The following is a 17,040-nucleotide window of genomic DNA, read 5'->3' as shown; positions in this document are numbered from 1 at the left end:
CACGTCAGGCGGAGAGCAGAGCGACCAGCTGCGCCTTGGTCAGGCGCGAGAACCCGGTGCGCCCAGAGGCGCGAGCCCGCTCACGGAGCGCGGCGACGGTCAGCGCGCTCAGATCGTCGGATGCCGCGGGCGCGGCGGCGGCCTGCGCGGACGACGTGCTGTCCTCGGCGACGGGCTCGGCGACGACCGGCTCGGTCGCGACGGGCTCGGTCCCGACGGGCTCGGTCGCGACGGGCTCGGTCGCGACGGGCTCGGTCGCGACGGGCTCGGCGACGGCCCGCTCGGTCTCGACGTCGGCATCGGATGCCGCGGCCTTCTTCGGAGCCTTCTTCAGGGCCTTCTCGGTGGCCTTCTCTGTGGCCTTCTCCGGCGACTTCTTCGCGGCCTTCTCGGCCTTCTTCGCAGCTGCCTTCTCCGCGGCTGCCTTCTTCTCGGCTGCCTTCTTCTCCGCGGCCTTCTTCGCTGCGGCTTCCTTCTCGGCGGCCCGCGCCTCGAGCTTCGACGTCGCCTTCTCCAGGCGGACGACCGCCTCGACAGCGGCCTTCTCCACCTTCCGGGGCTTGCCGGCGAGCTTCTTCCTGGAGGGCCGCGCCGCATCCTTCGCGTCGTCGGCGAGCTCGCGAAGCTTCTGTCCCTGCTTCTTCGGGAGGGTCTTGCTCAGCTTCCTGGCATCCTTCGCGGCTGCCGCGGCGGCGTCGAGCGCTGCCACCGCCGACGTCTGCGCCTTGTTGGTCTTGGCCACGAGTCCTCTATTCGTTCGGGCGGCACTGTTCGGGGGTGCCGCGGCGCCGCACATCGTACTCGTCCGGGGTGAACGCTTGGAGAACGGCGGAGCGTCGCGAGACCGGCCGGACACCCGCCCTCATCGAATGAGGCATTGCGCGAGCCGGTCGTGGCCCGGACAATCTGAGCATGAGCGAACTCAAGGGTGATGACGGAGACGCCAAGCTGCTGGATCGCATCGCCGCCCGGTTCCCGACCGTGGCGAGCGCGAGGATCGAGGAGATCCTGCATGAGGAGCAAGCCAGGCTCGACGGCGGCCGCATCCGCGACTACATCCCGGTGCTGGTCGAGCGCGCGACCACCGAACGGCTCCGTGGAGAAGCCGTCCCCGTGCCGTTGACGGCGGTCGACGATCCGAGCCGGCCGGTGGCTGCCGTGCGAGCCGATCCGAATCGCCTCGACCCGCTCGAGATCGACCGACGCTCTCAGGCCACAGGGCCGCTGCTCGGCGACCTCGGCGGGCCGCTCGCCTGAGTGTTCAGTGCGGTGCGGCGGGAGTCCAGCCGTCGCCGCACGCGCCGCCGTCCGCCGTCTCGGCGATCGTGACCTCGGTGCCGTCGAGACGCAGCAGCGGGTTGTAGAACCTCGAGATCTCCACGCTGCTCACCGGGACGTAGTGGAAGATGAGCGATCGCCGGAACCGGTCGGCCGAACGGTTCGGGCCGGAGCCGTGGACCATGCTGCCGTGGAAGAACAGCACGTCTCCCGACGCGAGCTCGGTCTGCTCGGCGGCGAACCCCTCGGGCAGCGTGATCTCGGTGCTGGTGAAGGACTCCTCGGGGTCGGCCTCGTCGGGGCAGATGATCTCGTAGCGATGCGACCCCGGCACGACCTTGAGACCGCCGTTCTCGGCATCGCAGTCGTCGATCGCGACCCACGCCGCGATGCAGGTCTCCGGGTGCGCCTGGAGGAAGATGTTGTCCTGGTGCAGGGCCTGCCCCCGCGCCCCCGGTGGCTTGAAGTAGAACATCGACTGCGCCGCATGCACCGGACCGACCATCTCCTCGACCGGACCGACGATGCGCGGATCCAGCATCCATCGCCGCGCGAGGCGACCCATCTCCAGCTCCGTCCGGCGGTGCGGATGGACGAACCGAGGGTACCTGGACAGCGGGTCGTCGTCGCCGACCCTGTCGTCGTGGCCGACTCCGCGGTCGCTCTCGATCTGATGCATGAAGACGTCGCGGATCTCGGCGATCTCGGTCGCGCTCAGAAGGCCGGGGAGCTGGGTGACGCCGTGGCGCCCGTAGTCGGCGGCGAGGGAGGAGGCGATGCTGCTCTGGATGGACATGACGCCTACTCTCGCCCGAGTGATCGCCCTGCACCATGGAATGATCAGTCGATGACATGGATTATCCTGCTGTTATGTCCTCCCCTATGGCCCCGGCGGAGACTCCGCATCCGCACGTCGTCCGCGTGGTGGCCGGAGGGTTCACCGCTGACCACCAGTACGCGACCTGGCGCGAACACGGCACGGAGGACTGGCTCCTCATCCACACGGTCGCAGGCTCCGGTCGCGTGACCGGCCCCTCCGGCGAGGTCATCACGACCGCCGGCGACAGCATCCTCCTGCGCCCGGGGATCCGGCACGACTACGGCACCGCCGCGAGCTCGTGGACGCTGGCCTATGCGCATTTCCACGCGCGTGCGGAATGGGCGCCGCTGCTGGACTGGCCGCCCAGCGGCGGTGGCGTCGGGGTGATCAGGGCCCCAGGCGAGGTGCGACTGCGCGTCCTCAGCGGGCTGCGATCATGCGCCGGGTTCTCGGCTGGTTCGATGTCGCAGTCCGAGCTCTTCGCGATGAACAGCCTGGAGTCGGCGCTGCTGTGGCTTGACACCCAGAATCCGCTGCGCGGCCGGATGGACGAGCGTCTGCTCCGCGTGGTCGAGCGGATCGGCGCCGACCTCGCCGGCGACCTCAGCGTGTCCGCTCTCGCCGTCGAGGCGCGGCTGTCGCCGTCGCGGCTCTCGCACCTCTTCGCAGAGGGTCTCGGCGTCTCCCCGCAGCGGTACGTCGAACGCGAGCGACTCGGTCGTGCGGCGCACCTTCTCGCGTCGACCGATCGCGCGGTGAGCGATATCGCGCGCGACGTCGGGATGAGCGACCCGCTGTACTTCTCCCGTCGGTTCTCCCGGCTGCACGGGATCAGCCCGACGGGCTACCGGCGCCGTCGATCGTGACGCCGGCGCTCAGGCCCCGAACCGCCGCTGCAGGTCGGCGTAGCCGATCACCCCGTCGAGGAAGCCGAGCGTCCCCGACTCGGCGAGCTCGGCGCCGGCCCGCTCGAGTGCGCTGAACGCCACGCGCGCGAGGCTGCCCCCGAGGCTCACCCGCCTGACGCCGAGCGAGAACAGCGTCGGCACGTCGATGAGGTGCGATGCGAGCCCGGCGACGATGTTGAGCGGCGCCGGAATGGCCTCGACCAGGCGGCGGATGCTCTCCTCGTCGTTCACGCCGGGCACGAAGATGCTGTCGGCGCCGGCCTCGATGTAGCGGAGCGCCCGCTCCACGGTCTCCTCGAACGGGTCGCCGGCCCCCCTGACGAAGTACGCATCGGTGCGCGCGTTCAGCACGAACGTCCCGCGAGGAGCGGATGCTCTCGCCGCCGCGAGCCGCTCCGCGGCCTCTTCGATGTCGAGCAGCGCACCGTCCACGGTGGCGATGGCCGCGAACCCGAGCTGCTCGAGGAGGCGGGCGGAGCCCACGTCCCACGCGTTGGGGATCACGAATCCCGGTCCTGCGTGCAGAGCGAGCAGTGCGTCGGCCTGATCCTGCGTCATCGGCGCTCCCCTCGAGCGGCTTACATGTGCCTACGGTAGCGCCCGGTGCGCGCGGATCAGCCGAGGTCGGCGTCGTCGTCGGCCTCACCGCGGACGATCGCGGCCCAGCGGCTCAGGTAGAGCGCCCCCGCCTCGTCGTGGATGAGCGAGGGGTGATGGCGTACCGGATACGGCGTCGGCGGCACTCCATCACCGGGGCGGACGTCGACGTGCGCGACGTCGTGGCCGTTCTCGTGCAGCCAGTCGGACATGGCGTAGTCGGTGCGGGAATCGCCCAGCGTCCGCCAGCGCGGAGGCACCGGGATGCCCTCGTCGGCGAGGAACGACAGCATCAGGCTCGCGCCGAGGTCCTTCCCCACCTGGTTCGACTCGATGTCGGTGGAGATGATCGTCGGGTCGATCCGGTAGCGCACCTCGCCCGCGGCATCCGGGAATCGCTCACCCTCCCGCTCGTACCCGAGGCCGTGGCGCGTCATCGCGGCGGCGATCGCCTCGTCGAGTGCGGGCTGGCGAGCACGGAACTCCTCGTTGGAGACGTCGGTCAGCTGCTCGACCGAGACCATGGCGCGCTTGGTGTCGTCGAAGAACACCAGGTCGGCGAACTCCTCTCGGACGATCCGCTCGACCTCTCGCCCGAATGCCTCAGGCATCCGCAGCCCGTCGTCGACCGTCACCTCGCCGGCGCCCGCGGCGGTGATGCGCATCCGCACCGCGCCCTTCTCGCAGATGCCCCAGATGCGCACGTGCTCGCCGAGTCCGGCCTCGAGGAGCGGCGGGATCACCTGCTCCCGGAGGAACGCGTCGGAGCGGCCCGTGTTGAAGGCCATCGGGATGCCGGCGTCGGCCAGCGCCGCGAGATCGCGGACGATGCTCGGGATCGCGATCGTGCGCGTCACCGGGCTCGCGATGGGTCCGTCGACGTCGAGGAGGAGGCCGAGCGCAGGTGTCGAGTCAGTCACCTGTCGATCCTATGGGCGGGCTTCGCGGGGGCGCGTACACGTCGCGTCACGCTCGGGAGGCGACGAGGCCGAGCATGATCCGCTCCACGCCCGCCGCGCCGGGCGCGGCTGCCACCTCAGACTCGAGCGCCCGCGCGCACTCGCGATACGACGGCTCTCTCAGGACCTTGTCGACGGCGGCCGCGATGGCATCCTCGCGAGGACGCCCGGTGTGCAGGTTCACCCCGCTCCCCGACCATTCCACGCGCCGGGTCGTCTCGACCTTGTCCTCCGTGTCGCCGGCGACGACCATCGGAACACCATGGGCGAGAGCGTGGTGAAGGCCGCCATACCCCCCGTTCGTGACGAAGACATCGACCTTCGGCATCAGGGCGTCGTACGAGATGAACGCCTCCGCCCGCGCGTTCGGCGGCAGCGCGCCGAGCGAGGCGACGGGCGCATCGCCCGTGGTCACGACGACGAGGACATCACGATCCGCGAGGGCGCGGATCGTCGGGATGATCAGCTCCCCGGGATCCGAGTTGGCGACGGTGCCCTGCGACACATGCACGACAGGGCGCCCCGAGTCCAGGTCCGGCCACCAGCCGGGGAGCGTCACCCGCCTCGGCGGCCGGGAGACGGGGCCGACGAAGCTGACAGTCGGAGCGAGGTCTCGCCTGGCGTACTCGAACCCCGGCACCGTGAACTGCACGTAGTGATCGGCGCGCAGTGCCCAGTCCATGAAGAAGACGTCGAGTTCGGCGCCGGTCTCACGGCGCACGAACTGCTCGACCTGACGCTGGGGCCTGCGCAGGATGACGTGCCTGGCCATCCGGTTCAGCAGCCGGTTCCTGGCTCGGCCGATGGCATCGTGGCGAGGAAGGATGCCGAGGCCCCACGGCGCCGTATCCACGCTGGTGAGCCCGAGCGGGAGGATGCCGCAGGCGACGATCGGGGGCCGCGGATCGGGTGACAGCGCCAGCGCGCCGGCGCCGACCACCGTGAAGTCCGTCAGCACGGCATCGGTGCGCTCCGCCTCGATCGCCGCCCGCATCGCCGCATACTGGTCATGCGCGGGCGCGATGAAGATCTGCTCGACGTCGCGGACGATGCCCTTCGTCCCTCCGCGACGATCGCCGCTGCCGCGCACCTCGGCGATCACGTCCCTGTGGTCGAGGTGCGCGGCGCCAGGCCAGCGGAGGAATTCGGCCCCTGCGCCGCGCACGGCGTCGGCGAACCTGTCGCCGGTGAGGAATCGCACGCGGTGCCCTGCGCCGACGAGATGCTCGGCGACGCCGAGCATTGGAGCGACATGACCGTCGGCCACGTGGGCGGCGAGCAGCAGAGACACCATCGCGGACTCCTTCGTCCGGCGTCGCGCCTCTCGCGCGGTGCGCCATTTGATGTTAATGATAGTAACATGAAATCGCGTCGATACACAGGTGCGGCCCGCGCCCGCGCCGCCGAGGCCACCGGCGAGCGCATCCTTCAGGCGGCGTTCGCCCGGTTCTCAGTCGATTACTACGACCAGGTCACTCTCGACGACATCGCCTCTGCCGCGGGGGTCACTGTGCAGACCGTTCTGCGCCGGTTCGGCAGCAAGGAGAATCTCGTCCGGGTGCTGACCGGGTCACGGGCGACGGCAGTCACCGCAGAGCGCGACGAGGCGGTGGCCGGGGATGTGGCGGGTGCCATCGCGAACCTCGTCGACCATTACGAAGCGCTCGGCGACCTCGACATGCTCCTGCTCCGCCAGGAGGAGCGAGTGCCGCCCTTCGCCGAGATCACGGCGTCCGGCAAGGAGTACCACTCCCGCTGGATCGAGCGCGTCTTCACACCGTGGCTGGACGGCCGCGACGGGGACGCCCGCCGACGCCTGCTGGCGCAGCTGGCCTCGACGTGCGACGTCTACGTGTGGTACCTGCTGCGCAGGCAGCACGGGCTGTCCCGAGAGCAGACCGAACTCGCGCTGATCGAGATGGTGCGCGGGACGCTGGACTGACGGCGCATCGCAGCCCTCAGTCCGGCCGCAGCCACTCGAGCAGGCGCTCGGACGTCTCCCTCTTCTCGAAGTAGTTGCTGTGGTGCACGCCGGTCGCGCCGGGGAACGTGTAGCTGCGCTCGCGGGCGATCGGGAAGACCGGATCCCGGCTGCCCTGGGACACCCCGAGGGTCGGCACCACGAGATCGTTGGCGTCGCGCTCGAAGATCCGGTCGACCACGGCATCCTTGGCGGTGTCGCGCACCATCGCCCAGAACGGTCCCGACTTCTCGGGCCGGTAGTCGGCGGCGATCGAGTAGTACCCGGCTTTCGGGCGGATGCCGGCGTTGATGCTGTCGATGAATCCGCCTCCCGGTGCCATCGATGCGAGGCCGGGCAGACCGTTCAGTGCCGCGTGCCCGATCACCTTGACGACCGTGACGATCGCCTCGAGCACCGAGGCCACGATGTCGGCGGGTCCTGGCGGGGCGAGGTTGAGCAGCGTCGTGCTGCGGTCGATGAAGGAGATCATGTGGTCGGCGTCGGCGAGCGCCGTGCCGTGGTTCGGTGCGGCGACGAACACGGCCCGCTCGACGCGGAGCCCGGGAACGACGGCATCCGCCAGCTCACCGGCGAGCACGCGCGTGACGAGTCCTCCCCTGCTGTGGGAGACCACGTCGACCTCGAGCTCCACACCGTGCGGGATGCGCGCGGCGAGCTCCGCGGCGTTCTCCTGGGGGGAGTGCGACAGCGTGAAGTGGTCGAAGGCGAAGACGCGACCCTCGTAGCGCTGGTGCAGCTCATTCATGGTCGCATCGGGGAGCTGATGGAACGCGGCGTGCGAGGACGAGAAGGTGCCGTGCACGAACAGCAGCGCGCGCCTGCGGTGCAGTCCGGTCCATTCGCCGTCGCTGAGACCGGAGGATGCTGCGGCCCGGAACGAATCCGGACGGAAGGAGCGCACCAGATAAGGGCGCCGCCGTGTCTCCCATCGGTTCGCGAAGTGCTCCGTGACGGGGCCGAGCACGGCATCCATCACCGGGTAGACGAGCACCTTGAGCAGCTTGCGCCCGATGGCGCCGAACAGGCCGCGGTCTCCGCCCTCGGCGGGTGGCGCGGGCGTCGCCTGCCTGATCACGAAGCGCTTCATGCCGCCCGCTCCGCGTGTGGCCGGCGGCTCGACCTCCTGTTCGCCGGTCTCGGGGAAGGTCCAGGTCACGGCCCCGGCCTCGTCGAGTGCGACGACCACCTGACCGACCTCAGGGCCGAGGTCCGGCGTCTCGAGGACGAATGCGTCCTCCCCGGTCACCGTGCGCGTCCGCGGAGCGGACGGCGGCGGCGGCACCTCGCGCACGTCGAGGTCGAAGTTCATGATCTCGACGAGACCCGCCCGCTCGAACGCCAGATCGAGTGCCTCCGTCGCCTGCTCCGGCCCGCGATCGCCGCTTCCCGGCCGACGCGGCAGACGCGCCGTGACCGTGCCGACGAGGCCGGGCGCCGTGATCCGGTAGCCCGGTGCCGCGTCGACTCCGCCGGCTGTGCCGTCGAGTGTGACCATGTGAGTGCTCCGTTTCGTCTCGGGCCGTCAGGCGGTGCGGGCCAGCACGAGATTCGGGTGGCCGTAGTAGATGTAGGCGAGGTGCGTGGTCTGCGGATCCGCCGCATCCGGGTCGAACATCGCCCGACGCCGCCTGAGCGCCTCGGCCACCGGCACGCGCTCGTCGAGCGCCGCCTGGTAGAAACCCAGAGCCGTGTCCTTCGCCACCTGGTCGTCGACGTTCCACAGCGGCGCGACAAAGCCCGCGGCACCCGTCCTGAGGAAGGAGGTCGCGAGACCGCCGGCATCATCGAGGAGCTCGGTCGACTGGCCGATCTGGCATGCGTTCACGAACACGAAGCTGCGTCGCAGCCGGCTTCCCGCCACGTAGAGCGCGTCGAGCCTGGCGTTGCCCTCGTTCAGCACGATCCCGTTGAATCGCGGGTTCGGGTCGATCTGCCCGTGGCAGGCGAAGTGCACCAGATCGGGTTCGACGGGAGCGCCGTCGTGCTCGAGCGTGCCGTCGAACAGCGCGTCGAGCTCGCCGAGCGTGGCCGTGAGCCGCACCGCCCGGTACAGCGCGGCCAGCTCGTTTCCCTCCTCCGAGGCCTTCGGAAGCGCCCGCTGGCCGCTCGTGGCCAGGTAGTCGCCGATGACGAGCGTCACGGTGCGCACGTCGAGCGACTCCGGCGGAGGCAGCGGCGGATAGAGCATGCCGCCGGTGCCGCGCGGACGCGGCGCGTTCCACCTGCTGACGCACAGCTGCGCGCCGAAGAGCGGCGGCAGCGCCGTGTCGACGAGCTGCTGGTCGATGTACTCGGCCTCGGTCGAGGCCAGCTCCCAGGGGATGTAGGCGTCGGTGCTGACGAGCAGCACGCTCGGAGGACGATGCTCGAGCGCGGTGCGCCGCCACACCTCGCTCAGCGCCTGCCAGGCCTCGGACGGCACCTGATCGGCGATCGTGCGGGCGACCCCGAGAACCCGGTTGCCGACTGCCGCGGCGCCGACGTTCTCGTGGATCAGCCGCACCTGCTGCATCGCGAACGACTTCGCGTTGTGCTGGCGGAACCGGGTGCGAACCTGGCCGCGAGGCAGGGCGACATCCTGATGACGGCTCTCGAACTGCCACTCCAGCTGCGTGCTGTCGTCGTTCTCGCTGATCGTGACGACCAGGTCGGGCGGCCGCTCGGCCTCGACGACCTGCACCGGCGTGGTCAGCCCGCCCTGGGCGCCCGCGGCGGGGGCGGGGATCGCCGGCATGATGCCGTCCGCCGAGACGGCGATGGGGCGCCACGCGCGCCCGCAGAGCACGCCGCCGAACGAGAAGTCGATGAACACGAGCGCCGAGGCGATCGCGCCTTCGATCGGATCGGCCGTGACCGTGAAGGTGACCTGCCCGGATTCCGGGTCGGCGCGGACCACATGCAGGACGTCCCTCGTGCGGGTCGCCGAGAAGCCGTGGGCGACCATCGACACCACGAGATCGAACTCCGCCAGCACGGTGTCGACGACGACCGCGCCGTCGACGGCACCCGCCGAGGGAGGGACGCCGAGGCCCACGACCACATCGAACGGCCGGCCGACGGTCGCGTGAGTGGGGCAGTCGATGCGCGGCGATGCGGTGAACGGCTGTGCGGCGCTCGGCGCCGGTGCGGTCACCGGGACCTCGCCGGCCGAGGTCACAGGAGCTTCCGCGCCCGCCGAGCCCTCCGTGACCTCCGCTGGTGGAGCGGATGCCGGAGGCGGAGCGAGATCCGTCGCAGGAGCGAGATCGGGCGGAGGAGCGGATGCCGGGGGCGGCCCGGGTGCGGGAGGCGGAGCGGATGCCGGGGGCGGCGCTGCCGGCGAGACGGGAGGCGGCGCCATCGGAGCGGGAGGCGGCGCCATCGGAGCGGGAGGCGGCGCCATCGCCGGAGGCGGGCCCGCTTCGACGCCGCGGCCTCCGCTGACGTCCATCAGGACTCCCGCGACGGCATCGCCGTCGAGCACGACTGCGGTGCCGGCATCCGCCTGCCGGGCCTCGGCCAGCTGAACCGTGCGCATCGCTCCGCTCTCGTGCAGGTTCAGGGCATCGACCACCGCCGCATCGGGCTCACGCACCGCCATGGCGCGGAGGAACCGGATGGTGAAGGCGTAGAAGAAGAGCGCGTCGTCCGCGCGCCGGCGCACGACGACGTACGCGTCGTCGGAGATCCCCGCTGCCCGTTCCGCGGCATCGGCCATGCGCTGATTCGCGTCCACGGTGACGGTCGATATGAACACGTGCCTTCCTCTCCTGCGTCGCCCGGCTGCCGCACCGGATCGAACACGGACTCGGCGATGAGTCCGCCGGAGACGTCGAAGCTGCGCACGGTGCGCGCCGCGAGCCTCCCTTCATAAGACACAGAGGCCGGTCGGAGCGCGGTGATACGCACTCGGCGGATTCTGATCCCGGCGGTGTCCCCCGGCGCCGTCTGGTGCCATCATCCTCGCGCCGGTGAGCCTGCGCCAGAGGCGTTTCGCCGGTGTCGGCACCTGGGGCCGCCGCCGCCCCTCAGAACCCGGCGCCGTGCGCCTGGAACGGCGCGACGATGCCGGTCTCCTGCGCCGCCAGTGCCAGCGATCCGGCCGGGGAGACCCCGGCCGCGAGCCGCTCGTGCATCGCGGCGAGCAGGTCGCAGGCGACATCGTCGGCGACCACGACGGGCGACGCGATGACGCAGCGCGTGCCGGCGTGCAGCCAGGCGCGGGTCATGCCCACGGCCTCCTCACCCCAGCGCACGGACGAGCGACCGAGCTCGCAGGCGGAGAGCACGACCGTGTCCGGCACGTTCGGGATGAGGTCGATGTCGTGCCCGAACAGCGAGCCGTCCGCGAGCTCCAGACCGGAGAACAGCGGGTTCTCCGACGAGTGCCTGCCGTGCGCTGCGACGTGCAGGGTGCCGACTCGAGCGGCGAGGGCCTCCGTCGCCTCCACCGTCGCGGCGGCGCGGTCAAGCACCGTGGCCGTGCGCCACGCCGAGGCCGCCCTGGTGACCTCCTCCGTGCCGCGCGCGACGCGGGGGCCCACGACGAAGCCGACGCCCGGTGCCGTCGCGCCGGCCCGGCCGGCGACCCACTGACTCGCCGAATTCGCCACGGTGAAGGCCCTGCCGCGCATGCCCGGCAGCATGCCCCAGGGGATCCCGCCCAGGATGCCGGGCACCGTGATGGCGACGCTCCGCTCCCCGATGGTGGCGAGGACGGGCTCGACGAGCGCCTCCGACAGCGCGATGAGCCGCTCCTCGAGCGAATCCCGCACCACCGGAACCAGCGGCCCCGTGCGCACGGAGGCGGTCACGTCGAGGTCGGCGCGCAGCCCGGCGAAGGCGGAGTCGACGCGCGCCCACGGCCCGATGTCGAGCACGCGGGCGTGCTGCTGCGTCACGGCGAGTGCGGTCAGGCCCGCGCCGTCGAAGATGTACGAGACGAGCGCGGTGCCGTCTGTGAGCGAGGAGCGGAGTTCGTCGAGCGAGATGCGATCCCGCGTGCCGGCCGCCCCGGTGGACGACCACTGCCGTCGCCGAACCCGCTCGCTGAGCTCCGCCGCCCGCGGCGACGAGAGCCAGTCGCCCGCGCCGGACTCGGACCGCAGCACCCGGAGCTCGGCGAGGTCTGCGGCCAGCGCCTCGTCTCGCGGCGGGCGGAGCGGGATCGTCTGCTGGCTGAGGTGCCTCGCCCGCTCGGACCAGTCGAAGACGACGTCGGGACGCCGCGACCGCACGGCCGATCCGAGCCCGGCGAAGACGAGCCCCGCCCCGTGCATCGCGAGCGACGTCGCGAGATCGAGGCTGCCGAACGACCGGTGCCATTCGGCGAGCGCGTCCAGACCGGCGGCGGCATGCCGCCTGGCACCGGACTCGTCACCGCGAGCCCCCGCGCGCGCGGACCGCACCTCCTGCGCCAGCAGACGCACCTGAAGCGGCGCGTCCCGCGGAGTCCGGATCACCGCCGATGCCGCACTCCCCCGCCCCGCGAGTGCGAGCTCCCCGGTCAGTCGAAGCGCCGCGGCCTCCGCGCGCAGGCCCTCGCGGTGCAGCGCGTCGGCGACGGCATCCGCCTCCGTGCCGGGCGATGCGCTCCTCCGCCCGCCACCGGGCACGTCGCGCTCCGCGATCAGCCGCGCGCGCAGGCGCAGCCCGTCAGCGCGCAGCGCCCACCAATCGCTGCCGACCGCGCGGAAGGTGCGGGCGGCGGCGGATGCGGCGGCCACGGCCTTCGCCGGCGTATGCGTGAGCAGCGACCGTGCCAGATGGAACTGCGCCTCGCCCTTCGCCTGCCGCATCCGGTTCGCGCCGAACACCGCGACGACGCGCTCGAGGCTGCGCTCGGCCTCCCGAGCGAGCCCGGCATCCCGCAGCACCTCTGCGCGGTCCAGGTCGCAGATCGCCGCGTTCACGGCGGATGCCGCGGCGAGCGCGCCGCGGGCCTCGCCCATGGTGTCCAGCGCGGCGATCAGGTCGCCCTCGAGCAGAGCGATGTAGCCGGCGTTGTGCATCGCCATCGCCCGCTCCACTTCGCCCCCGACCGTGCGGTAGTCGTCCGCCGCCGCCTCGACGTCCGCCCGCGCCGCCGCGAGCCGCCCGGCCTGGCTGTGCGCGACGCTGCGGTTGACCAGCATGGGCGCCCGGTACTCCGCCTCCTCGCCGATCCCGGTGATCCCGCGATCGAGCAGCGTCACCGCCTCGTCCAGCGCGCCGCGCTCGAGGGCGAGGAGGCCGAGCTGACCGTACACGATCGCCGCCGTGCCGTCGGACACCCCCGGCAGCGCCAGCGCCTCGCGGCACAGCTGCTCGGCGGCTTCCGGATCCCCCTGGCGGATCGTCAGCGCGGCGAGCGAGCCGGCGATGCGGGCGCGCAGGTCCTGGTCGTCCGTCCGCTCGGCGGCGAGCTTCAGCACGCGTCGCGCCGCCGCGTTCCGTCCCGCGTTCAGATGAGCACGTCCCTGACGGTGCAGCTCTGCGGCGGACAGCTTCATGCTCTCAGGATGGCGCGTGATCACTCCATCCGCGAGCGGTCCCGTCCGGCGAGTTCGCTCACCACGATCTTCTTCGCGGCATCGGGGCTCTCGCCCGCCACGATCTGCGCCGCGATGCGACCCGCGACGACGGGCGCGGCGAACGACGTGCCGCTCCACACCCCGAATCCGCCGCGGAAGTCGTCGACGTCCAGCGTCTGCCGGCGACGGCCGTGACCGTCATCCCTCGTTCCGGCCTGGATCCCGCCCTCGAACGCGACCGGCACCGTGGAGAGCAGCGAGACGCCCGGCGCGTACACCTCGACCCAGTCTCCGACGTTCGAGAACAGCGCCACGGAGCGGTCCGAGGGGTTCAGCGCGCCGACCGACACGTGCAGGTCCGGCTTCTCGGCGGGGATCGCGGCGGGATAGGTCGGTCTCGATGTCGCCTCGTTCCCCGCGGAGCAGACCACGGCGCAGCCCCGCCCGCGGATCTCGTCGAGAAGCCGTCCGAGTTCGGACACCGTGCCAGGGTCGTCCGGGGTCTCGTGGTAGTAGCTGAACGAGAGATTCAGCACCGCGACCCTGGAGCCGCCGCGCTTCTTCTCGAGGGTGGTGTCGTCCATGAACTCCACGAGCCGCCCGAGCGCCCCGATCAGGTCGTTCTCGAGGATCACGCCCTCGCCGTCGGCGATCCGCGCCGGCAGGATCATGGCATCAGGGCACTCCTGGCGGATGATGCCGGCGATGAATGTGCCGTGCCCCGCCGCGTCGTCGAAGATCCCGTCCAGCGGCTCGGCGAGCGATGGGTCGCGCTCCGGATCCGTCGGCGACGCCGGGTCGATCCCGATGGGCTCGCCCGAGCGGAGCCGGGGCTCGATCACGGCATCCGCGAGCCACGGATGCTCTCCCGCGCCTGTGTCGAACACCGCGACGATCGGCGGGGTCGCGTTCGGGTGGCGGCGTGCGGGAGCCGGCCCGAGGTAGGTCACCGGCTGCAGGCCGCCGGTGCCGAGGTCGCCGTAGCTGCCGATCCCCACGGTGCCGGCGTTCGCCTTGAACGGATTCGCCTTGAAAGGGTTCGCTTTGAACGGGTTCGCCTTGAACGGATTGGCTTTGAACGGGTTGAGCCCGATCGTGTCGGTGGTCAGCACGTGATTGAGGCCGATGCCCCTCCGGCCCCAGTCGCTGCGCCGCGCCTGACGCAGCAGAGCCCACGCGTCGGGGGTCGCGACCACGCGATCCGCGTCGGATGCCACGCCGAGATGCAGCAGGACCGATGTGCTCGCCCCGCGCGAGCGGCGAGGCGCGCGGCGGCGCTTCGGGTCGGAGCGAGGGCCCTCGACCCCGCCGTCCTCCGCGTCGAGGTCGAGCGCCCAGCCCGCCTTCGCAGCCAGAGCGCGCAGCTCCTCGATCGCACGCGGGTCCGCCTCGGCGGTGTGAACCAGGAGCTCGTCGGCGACGTACAGCGTCGGGAAGACCGAGCCGGGGACCTCGCCGGAGGGGTCGAGCAGCGCGAAGCGCCGCACCTCCCGCCAGTCGTCCGGGTCCCTCATCGTCGCGTCCTGATCGCTCACGGCTTCTCCTCACTCACACTTCGAACTGCGGGGTCTGGAACTCGTGCAGGTCGCCGTCGCCGCCGCGCACGACGATGCGCAGCCTCGAGACCCCTGCCGGGATCGAGTCGAACTGGAAGCGCCCGTGCTCGCCGGCGACGGCCGGCCAGTCCCGCTCGCCCTGCGCGAGGCGGATGGCGAGCGCCTCGGCATCCACCCACCCGTCGACGCGGCGGGAGCCGTCCTCGGTCGCTGTCACGTGCAGCAGCACGCTGGTCTGCCCGTCGCTGAACTGCAGGGTCGCGGTGTCGGTCTCACCGCGGACCACCGCGAGCGGCGTCGCCTCGACGAGCGTCAGCAGCTCGTACGCGCGCGACAGATCCTCGACCGCGACGGCGGCGACCATCCGGTCGACGAGATCGTCCGGCACCGGATCGGCGGCCTCCCACGTCTCGCGAAGCCGCGCGAACAGCGCGGCGTCCGGGCTTCGGGCCCCATCGTCCCTGGTCATGATCTTCCTCCCCAGCCGTCGCCCTCGAGCAGGGCGCGGAGCTTGCCGAGACACCGCTGACGCGTCGGCCCGATCGACCCGATCGGCATCCGGAGGTCCGTCGCGATGCGCGCGTAGTCGGGGCGCTCCTCGAAAGCGACGACCCGCAGCAGTCGCTGGCATCGCTCGTCGAGCGTCCGCACGCAGCTCCACAGCCGGCGGCTGTCGTCCTGCACCTCGGCGGTCTGCTCGGCCGACTCGTGCGCGGGCAGGCGCGGCTCGAGCGAGTCCGCGTCGGTCGCGCCGTCGCGCCGCTGCCCCTTGCCCACGCGCCACGCCTCGCGGCGCGCGCACATCGTCAGCCATCCCGAGATCGCCCGCGGATCGATGATCGAGTCGTGCCGGCGGACGAGCGTCAGCCAGGTCGTCTGCACGACGTCCTGCGCGAGCGCGGCATCGAGCCCGTAGGCGCGCACGATGTGCCACAGCGACGGCGTCATGAGCCGCACGAGCTCGTCCATCGCACGCCCGTCGCCTTCGCGCCAGCGTGAGAAGAGGGAGCCCGCGCGTTCCCAGCGCGCGGGCTCCGTGGAATCGACCGCCGCAACGGCCCCCTCCTGCGTCATACGGTCAATTGTGTCCACACCGGGTAGAGAGCGGTAGAGCGCTCCTGATACATGTCCGCGGAAGATTCTTCAGCGAGCCGGGATCGACCCGACGTCGAGGGCGAGCCACCGGCGGATGACGTCGCCGTACTCTTCGTCCCAATCCGGTTCCGTGACAGCCCAGCGATGCATGAGACGCGCGGCGACATCGCCGTGCCGGCCGGCCTCGAGCACTTCGGCGAGCGCCTCCGCCGCCGCGAAATCCAGACTGCAGATGACCTCCTGCGCTCCGGGTGTACCGCCCAGGAGAGCCCCGACGGTGCGGGAGAGACGGTCGACCGCCTCCTCGAGGCGGGGTGGGACTGCTGTGTTCATGATCCGGTCTCCTTCGTTCATCTCAGAAGCGGAGAGCGATATGCCGGTCGCCCTGATACGTGCCGCTGCGATGTATCAAGGCGGTGCGCGGGCTCTCTTGCACTGTGACCCGGGTCGCGGGTCGTCCCCGGCCCCTGCAGCCATGAGGGTCCGCCGTCGCGGACCGGAAGGAGGGCGCCGACATGGCACCCAGGAAGTCACTGCGCGAGACGGCTCTGTGGGCGATACTCGCGAACCGGCATCCCGCCCTGTGGGAGGAGATCATCGGTCCGAACGGTCCGCTCGGGAGGACTGTGAACTCGGTCGCCCTGAACCCGCAGCCCCTGCCGCCCGCCGAGGCTGCGGTGGGCGTGCGGTACGGCCTCAGGACCGCGTACGCCGTGGTCCAGGCCGCCGGCACTGCGCGATTGCTGGGCGTCGCGTTCGACGACATCCCCGACATCTGCCCGCCGGAGCCGGAGCCGTTCCCGCCGCTGCCGGAGGGGCCGGATCCGATCCCGTGGCGGACGGCGCTGAAGACGGTCCCGAACTTCTACGCGGACTACGCGCTCGGGCTCGCGATCGGACTGGAGGCCACGGCCGGCGACTGGGAGCACCTGCCGGCGGCCGGAGCGCTGGGCAAGCTGCGCGAGCGGGCCATCGGGGTTGCACCCGTGAGGGGCTGATCCGCGCGCACGAGCTGCGAGCAGCCCCGCGATCCCACTTCCCCCGAGGATCGAGGGGCTGCTCGTCGTGCGCGATCTCCAACCACACGAGCCCCGTCTTCACAACCCCCTGGCGAGCGGATGCCGGCGGGCGGAATCTGGGCTCATGGCACGCAATCCAGACGACATCACGCAGCCGCGGGACCACCTCCCGCCGGCCGAGGAGCGCGACGAGGCGACCGACGGCGAAGAGCCGGGCTATCCGGCCGCAGACCCTCCGCAGGCCCCTGAGCACGCCTCACCGGCGACCGAGGCCGAGCCGGACAAGCCGAAGCGACACGGCGTCGACAAGCTGCCTCCCGGTTCCGCCTGACA

At 71.5% G+C, this 17,040-nt stretch carries 17 protein-coding genes; 5 read left to right on the top strand and 12 right to left on the bottom strand.

Annotated elements, in window-relative coordinates:
• Positions 1-4: 4 nt before the first annotated feature.
• On the bottom strand, positions 5-742 hold the full coding sequence (locus tag IPV10_RS09495; protein ID WP_207483128.1) for a hypothetical protein: 738 nt from the start codon (positions 740-742) through the stop codon (positions 5-7).
• A 170-nt stretch (positions 743-912) separates the two neighbouring features.
• Here IPV10_RS09495 and IPV10_RS09490 point away from each other — a divergent pair, with 170 nt between their 5' ends.
• Positions 913-1,257: a three-helix bundle dimerization domain-containing protein gene (locus IPV10_RS09490; protein ID WP_207483126.1), complete on the top strand. Its 345-nt coding sequence runs from the start codon at positions 913-915 to the stop codon at positions 1,255-1,257.
• Between the two features lie 4 nt (positions 1,258-1,261).
• Here IPV10_RS09490 and IPV10_RS09485 read toward each other — a convergent pair whose 3' ends face one another.
• On the bottom strand, positions 1,262-2,074 hold the full coding sequence (locus IPV10_RS09485; RefSeq protein ID WP_207483124.1) for a phytanoyl-CoA dioxygenase family protein: 813 nt from the start codon (positions 2,072-2,074) through the stop codon (positions 1,262-1,264).
• Between the two features lie 74 nt (positions 2,075-2,148).
• On the opposite strand from IPV10_RS09485, the gene IPV10_RS09480 reads away from it, so the two are divergent.
• Entirely contained in the window at positions 2,149-2,964 is an 816-nt protein-coding gene (locus tag IPV10_RS09480; RefSeq protein ID WP_207483122.1) for a helix-turn-helix domain-containing protein, read from the top strand.
• Positions 2,965-2,973: 9 nt separating this feature from the next.
• On the opposite strand, the gene IPV10_RS09475 is transcribed toward IPV10_RS09480, so the two are convergent.
• The 3 genes from IPV10_RS09475 to IPV10_RS09465 are packed head-to-tail and all read right to left on the bottom strand — an operon-like array spanning position 2,974 to position 5,856.
• Positions 2,974-3,564: an isocitrate lyase/phosphoenolpyruvate mutase family protein gene (locus IPV10_RS09475; protein WP_207483120.1), complete on the bottom strand. Its 591-nt coding sequence runs from the start codon at positions 3,562-3,564 to the stop codon at positions 2,974-2,976.
• 56 nt (positions 3,565-3,620) lie between these two features.
• Positions 3,621-4,523, bottom strand: coding sequence for a hypothetical protein (locus IPV10_RS09470; protein ID WP_207483118.1), 903 nt, complete (start codon positions 4,521-4,523; stop codon positions 3,621-3,623).
• Positions 4,524-4,569: 46 nt separating this feature from the next.
• Positions 4,570-5,856, bottom strand: a complete 1,287-nt coding sequence (locus tag IPV10_RS09465) for a glycosyltransferase (RefSeq protein ID WP_207483116.1) — start codon at positions 5,854-5,856, stop codon at positions 4,570-4,572.
• Between the two features lie 66 nt (positions 5,857-5,922).
• Here IPV10_RS09465 and IPV10_RS09460 point away from each other — a divergent pair, with 66 nt between their 5' ends.
• Complete coding sequence (locus tag IPV10_RS09460) at positions 5,923-6,504, top strand: TetR/AcrR family transcriptional regulator (RefSeq protein WP_207483114.1); 582 nt, start codon at positions 5,923-5,925, stop codon at positions 6,502-6,504.
• A 16-nt stretch (positions 6,505-6,520) separates the two neighbouring features.
• Here IPV10_RS09460 and IPV10_RS09455 read toward each other — a convergent pair whose 3' ends face one another.
• From IPV10_RS09455 to IPV10_RS09425, 7 genes are all read right to left on the bottom strand, one after another.
• The gene (locus IPV10_RS09455; RefSeq protein WP_207483112.1) at positions 6,521-8,041 is read right to left on the bottom strand and encodes a triacylglycerol lipase; all 1,521 of its coding nucleotides are present in this window, start codon (positions 8,039-8,041) and stop codon (positions 6,521-6,523) included.
• A gap of 27 nt (positions 8,042-8,068) precedes the next feature.
• A complete protein-coding gene (locus tag IPV10_RS17320; protein WP_207483111.1) occupies positions 8,069-10,282 on the bottom strand; it encodes a CHAT domain-containing protein in 2,214 nt (737 codons plus the stop codon).
• A 271-nt stretch (positions 10,283-10,553) separates the two neighbouring features.
• The gene (locus IPV10_RS09445; RefSeq protein ID WP_207483109.1) at positions 10,554-13,016 is read right to left on the bottom strand and encodes a CHAT domain-containing protein; all 2,463 of its coding nucleotides are present in this window, start codon (positions 13,014-13,016) and stop codon (positions 10,554-10,556) included.
• 20 nt (positions 13,017-13,036) lie between these two features.
• Positions 13,037-14,572, bottom strand: coding sequence for a S8/S53 family peptidase (locus tag IPV10_RS09440; RefSeq protein ID WP_207483107.1), 1,536 nt, complete (start codon positions 14,570-14,572; stop codon positions 13,037-13,039).
• Positions 14,573-14,585: 13 nt separating this feature from the next.
• Complete coding sequence (locus IPV10_RS09435; protein WP_207483105.1) at positions 14,586-15,062, bottom strand: hypothetical protein; 477 nt, start codon at positions 15,060-15,062, stop codon at positions 14,586-14,588.
• Positions 15,059-15,667 carry an RNA polymerase sigma factor gene (locus tag IPV10_RS09430; protein WP_207483103.1) on the bottom strand — a complete coding sequence of 203 codons (609 nt, stop codon included), beginning with the start codon at positions 15,665-15,667 and terminating at the stop codon, positions 15,059-15,061. The genes IPV10_RS09435 and IPV10_RS09430 overlap by 4 nt, the downstream gene beginning before the upstream one ends.
• Before the next feature lie 69 nt (positions 15,668-15,736).
• The gene (locus IPV10_RS09425; protein WP_207483101.1) at positions 15,737-16,021 is read right to left on the bottom strand and encodes a hypothetical protein; all 285 of its coding nucleotides are present in this window, start codon (positions 16,019-16,021) and stop codon (positions 15,737-15,739) included.
• 182 nt (positions 16,022-16,203) lie between these two features.
• Between IPV10_RS09425 and IPV10_RS09420 the strand changes: the two genes are divergently transcribed.
• Both IPV10_RS09420 and IPV10_RS09415 read left to right on the top strand, forming a co-directional pair.
• Positions 16,204-16,686 carry a hypothetical protein gene (locus tag IPV10_RS09420; RefSeq protein ID WP_207483099.1) on the top strand — a complete coding sequence of 161 codons (483 nt, stop codon included), beginning with the start codon at positions 16,204-16,206 and terminating at the stop codon, positions 16,684-16,686.
• A gap of 145 nt (positions 16,687-16,831) precedes the next feature.
• Positions 16,832-17,038 (top strand): hypothetical protein, encoded by a 207-nt coding sequence (locus IPV10_RS09415; RefSeq protein ID WP_207483097.1) that lies wholly within the window; start codon positions 16,832-16,834, stop codon positions 17,036-17,038.
• The last annotated feature ends 2 nt before the right edge of the window (positions 17,039-17,040 follow it).

The organism is Microbacterium sp. SD291 (assembly GCF_017355365.1).
Taxonomy (GTDB): domain Bacteria; phylum Actinomycetota; class Actinomycetes; order Actinomycetales; family Microbacteriaceae; genus Microbacterium.
The sequence above is the reverse complement of the archived record's forward strand: the minus strand, read 5'-3'. Positions and strand labels throughout refer to the sequence as shown.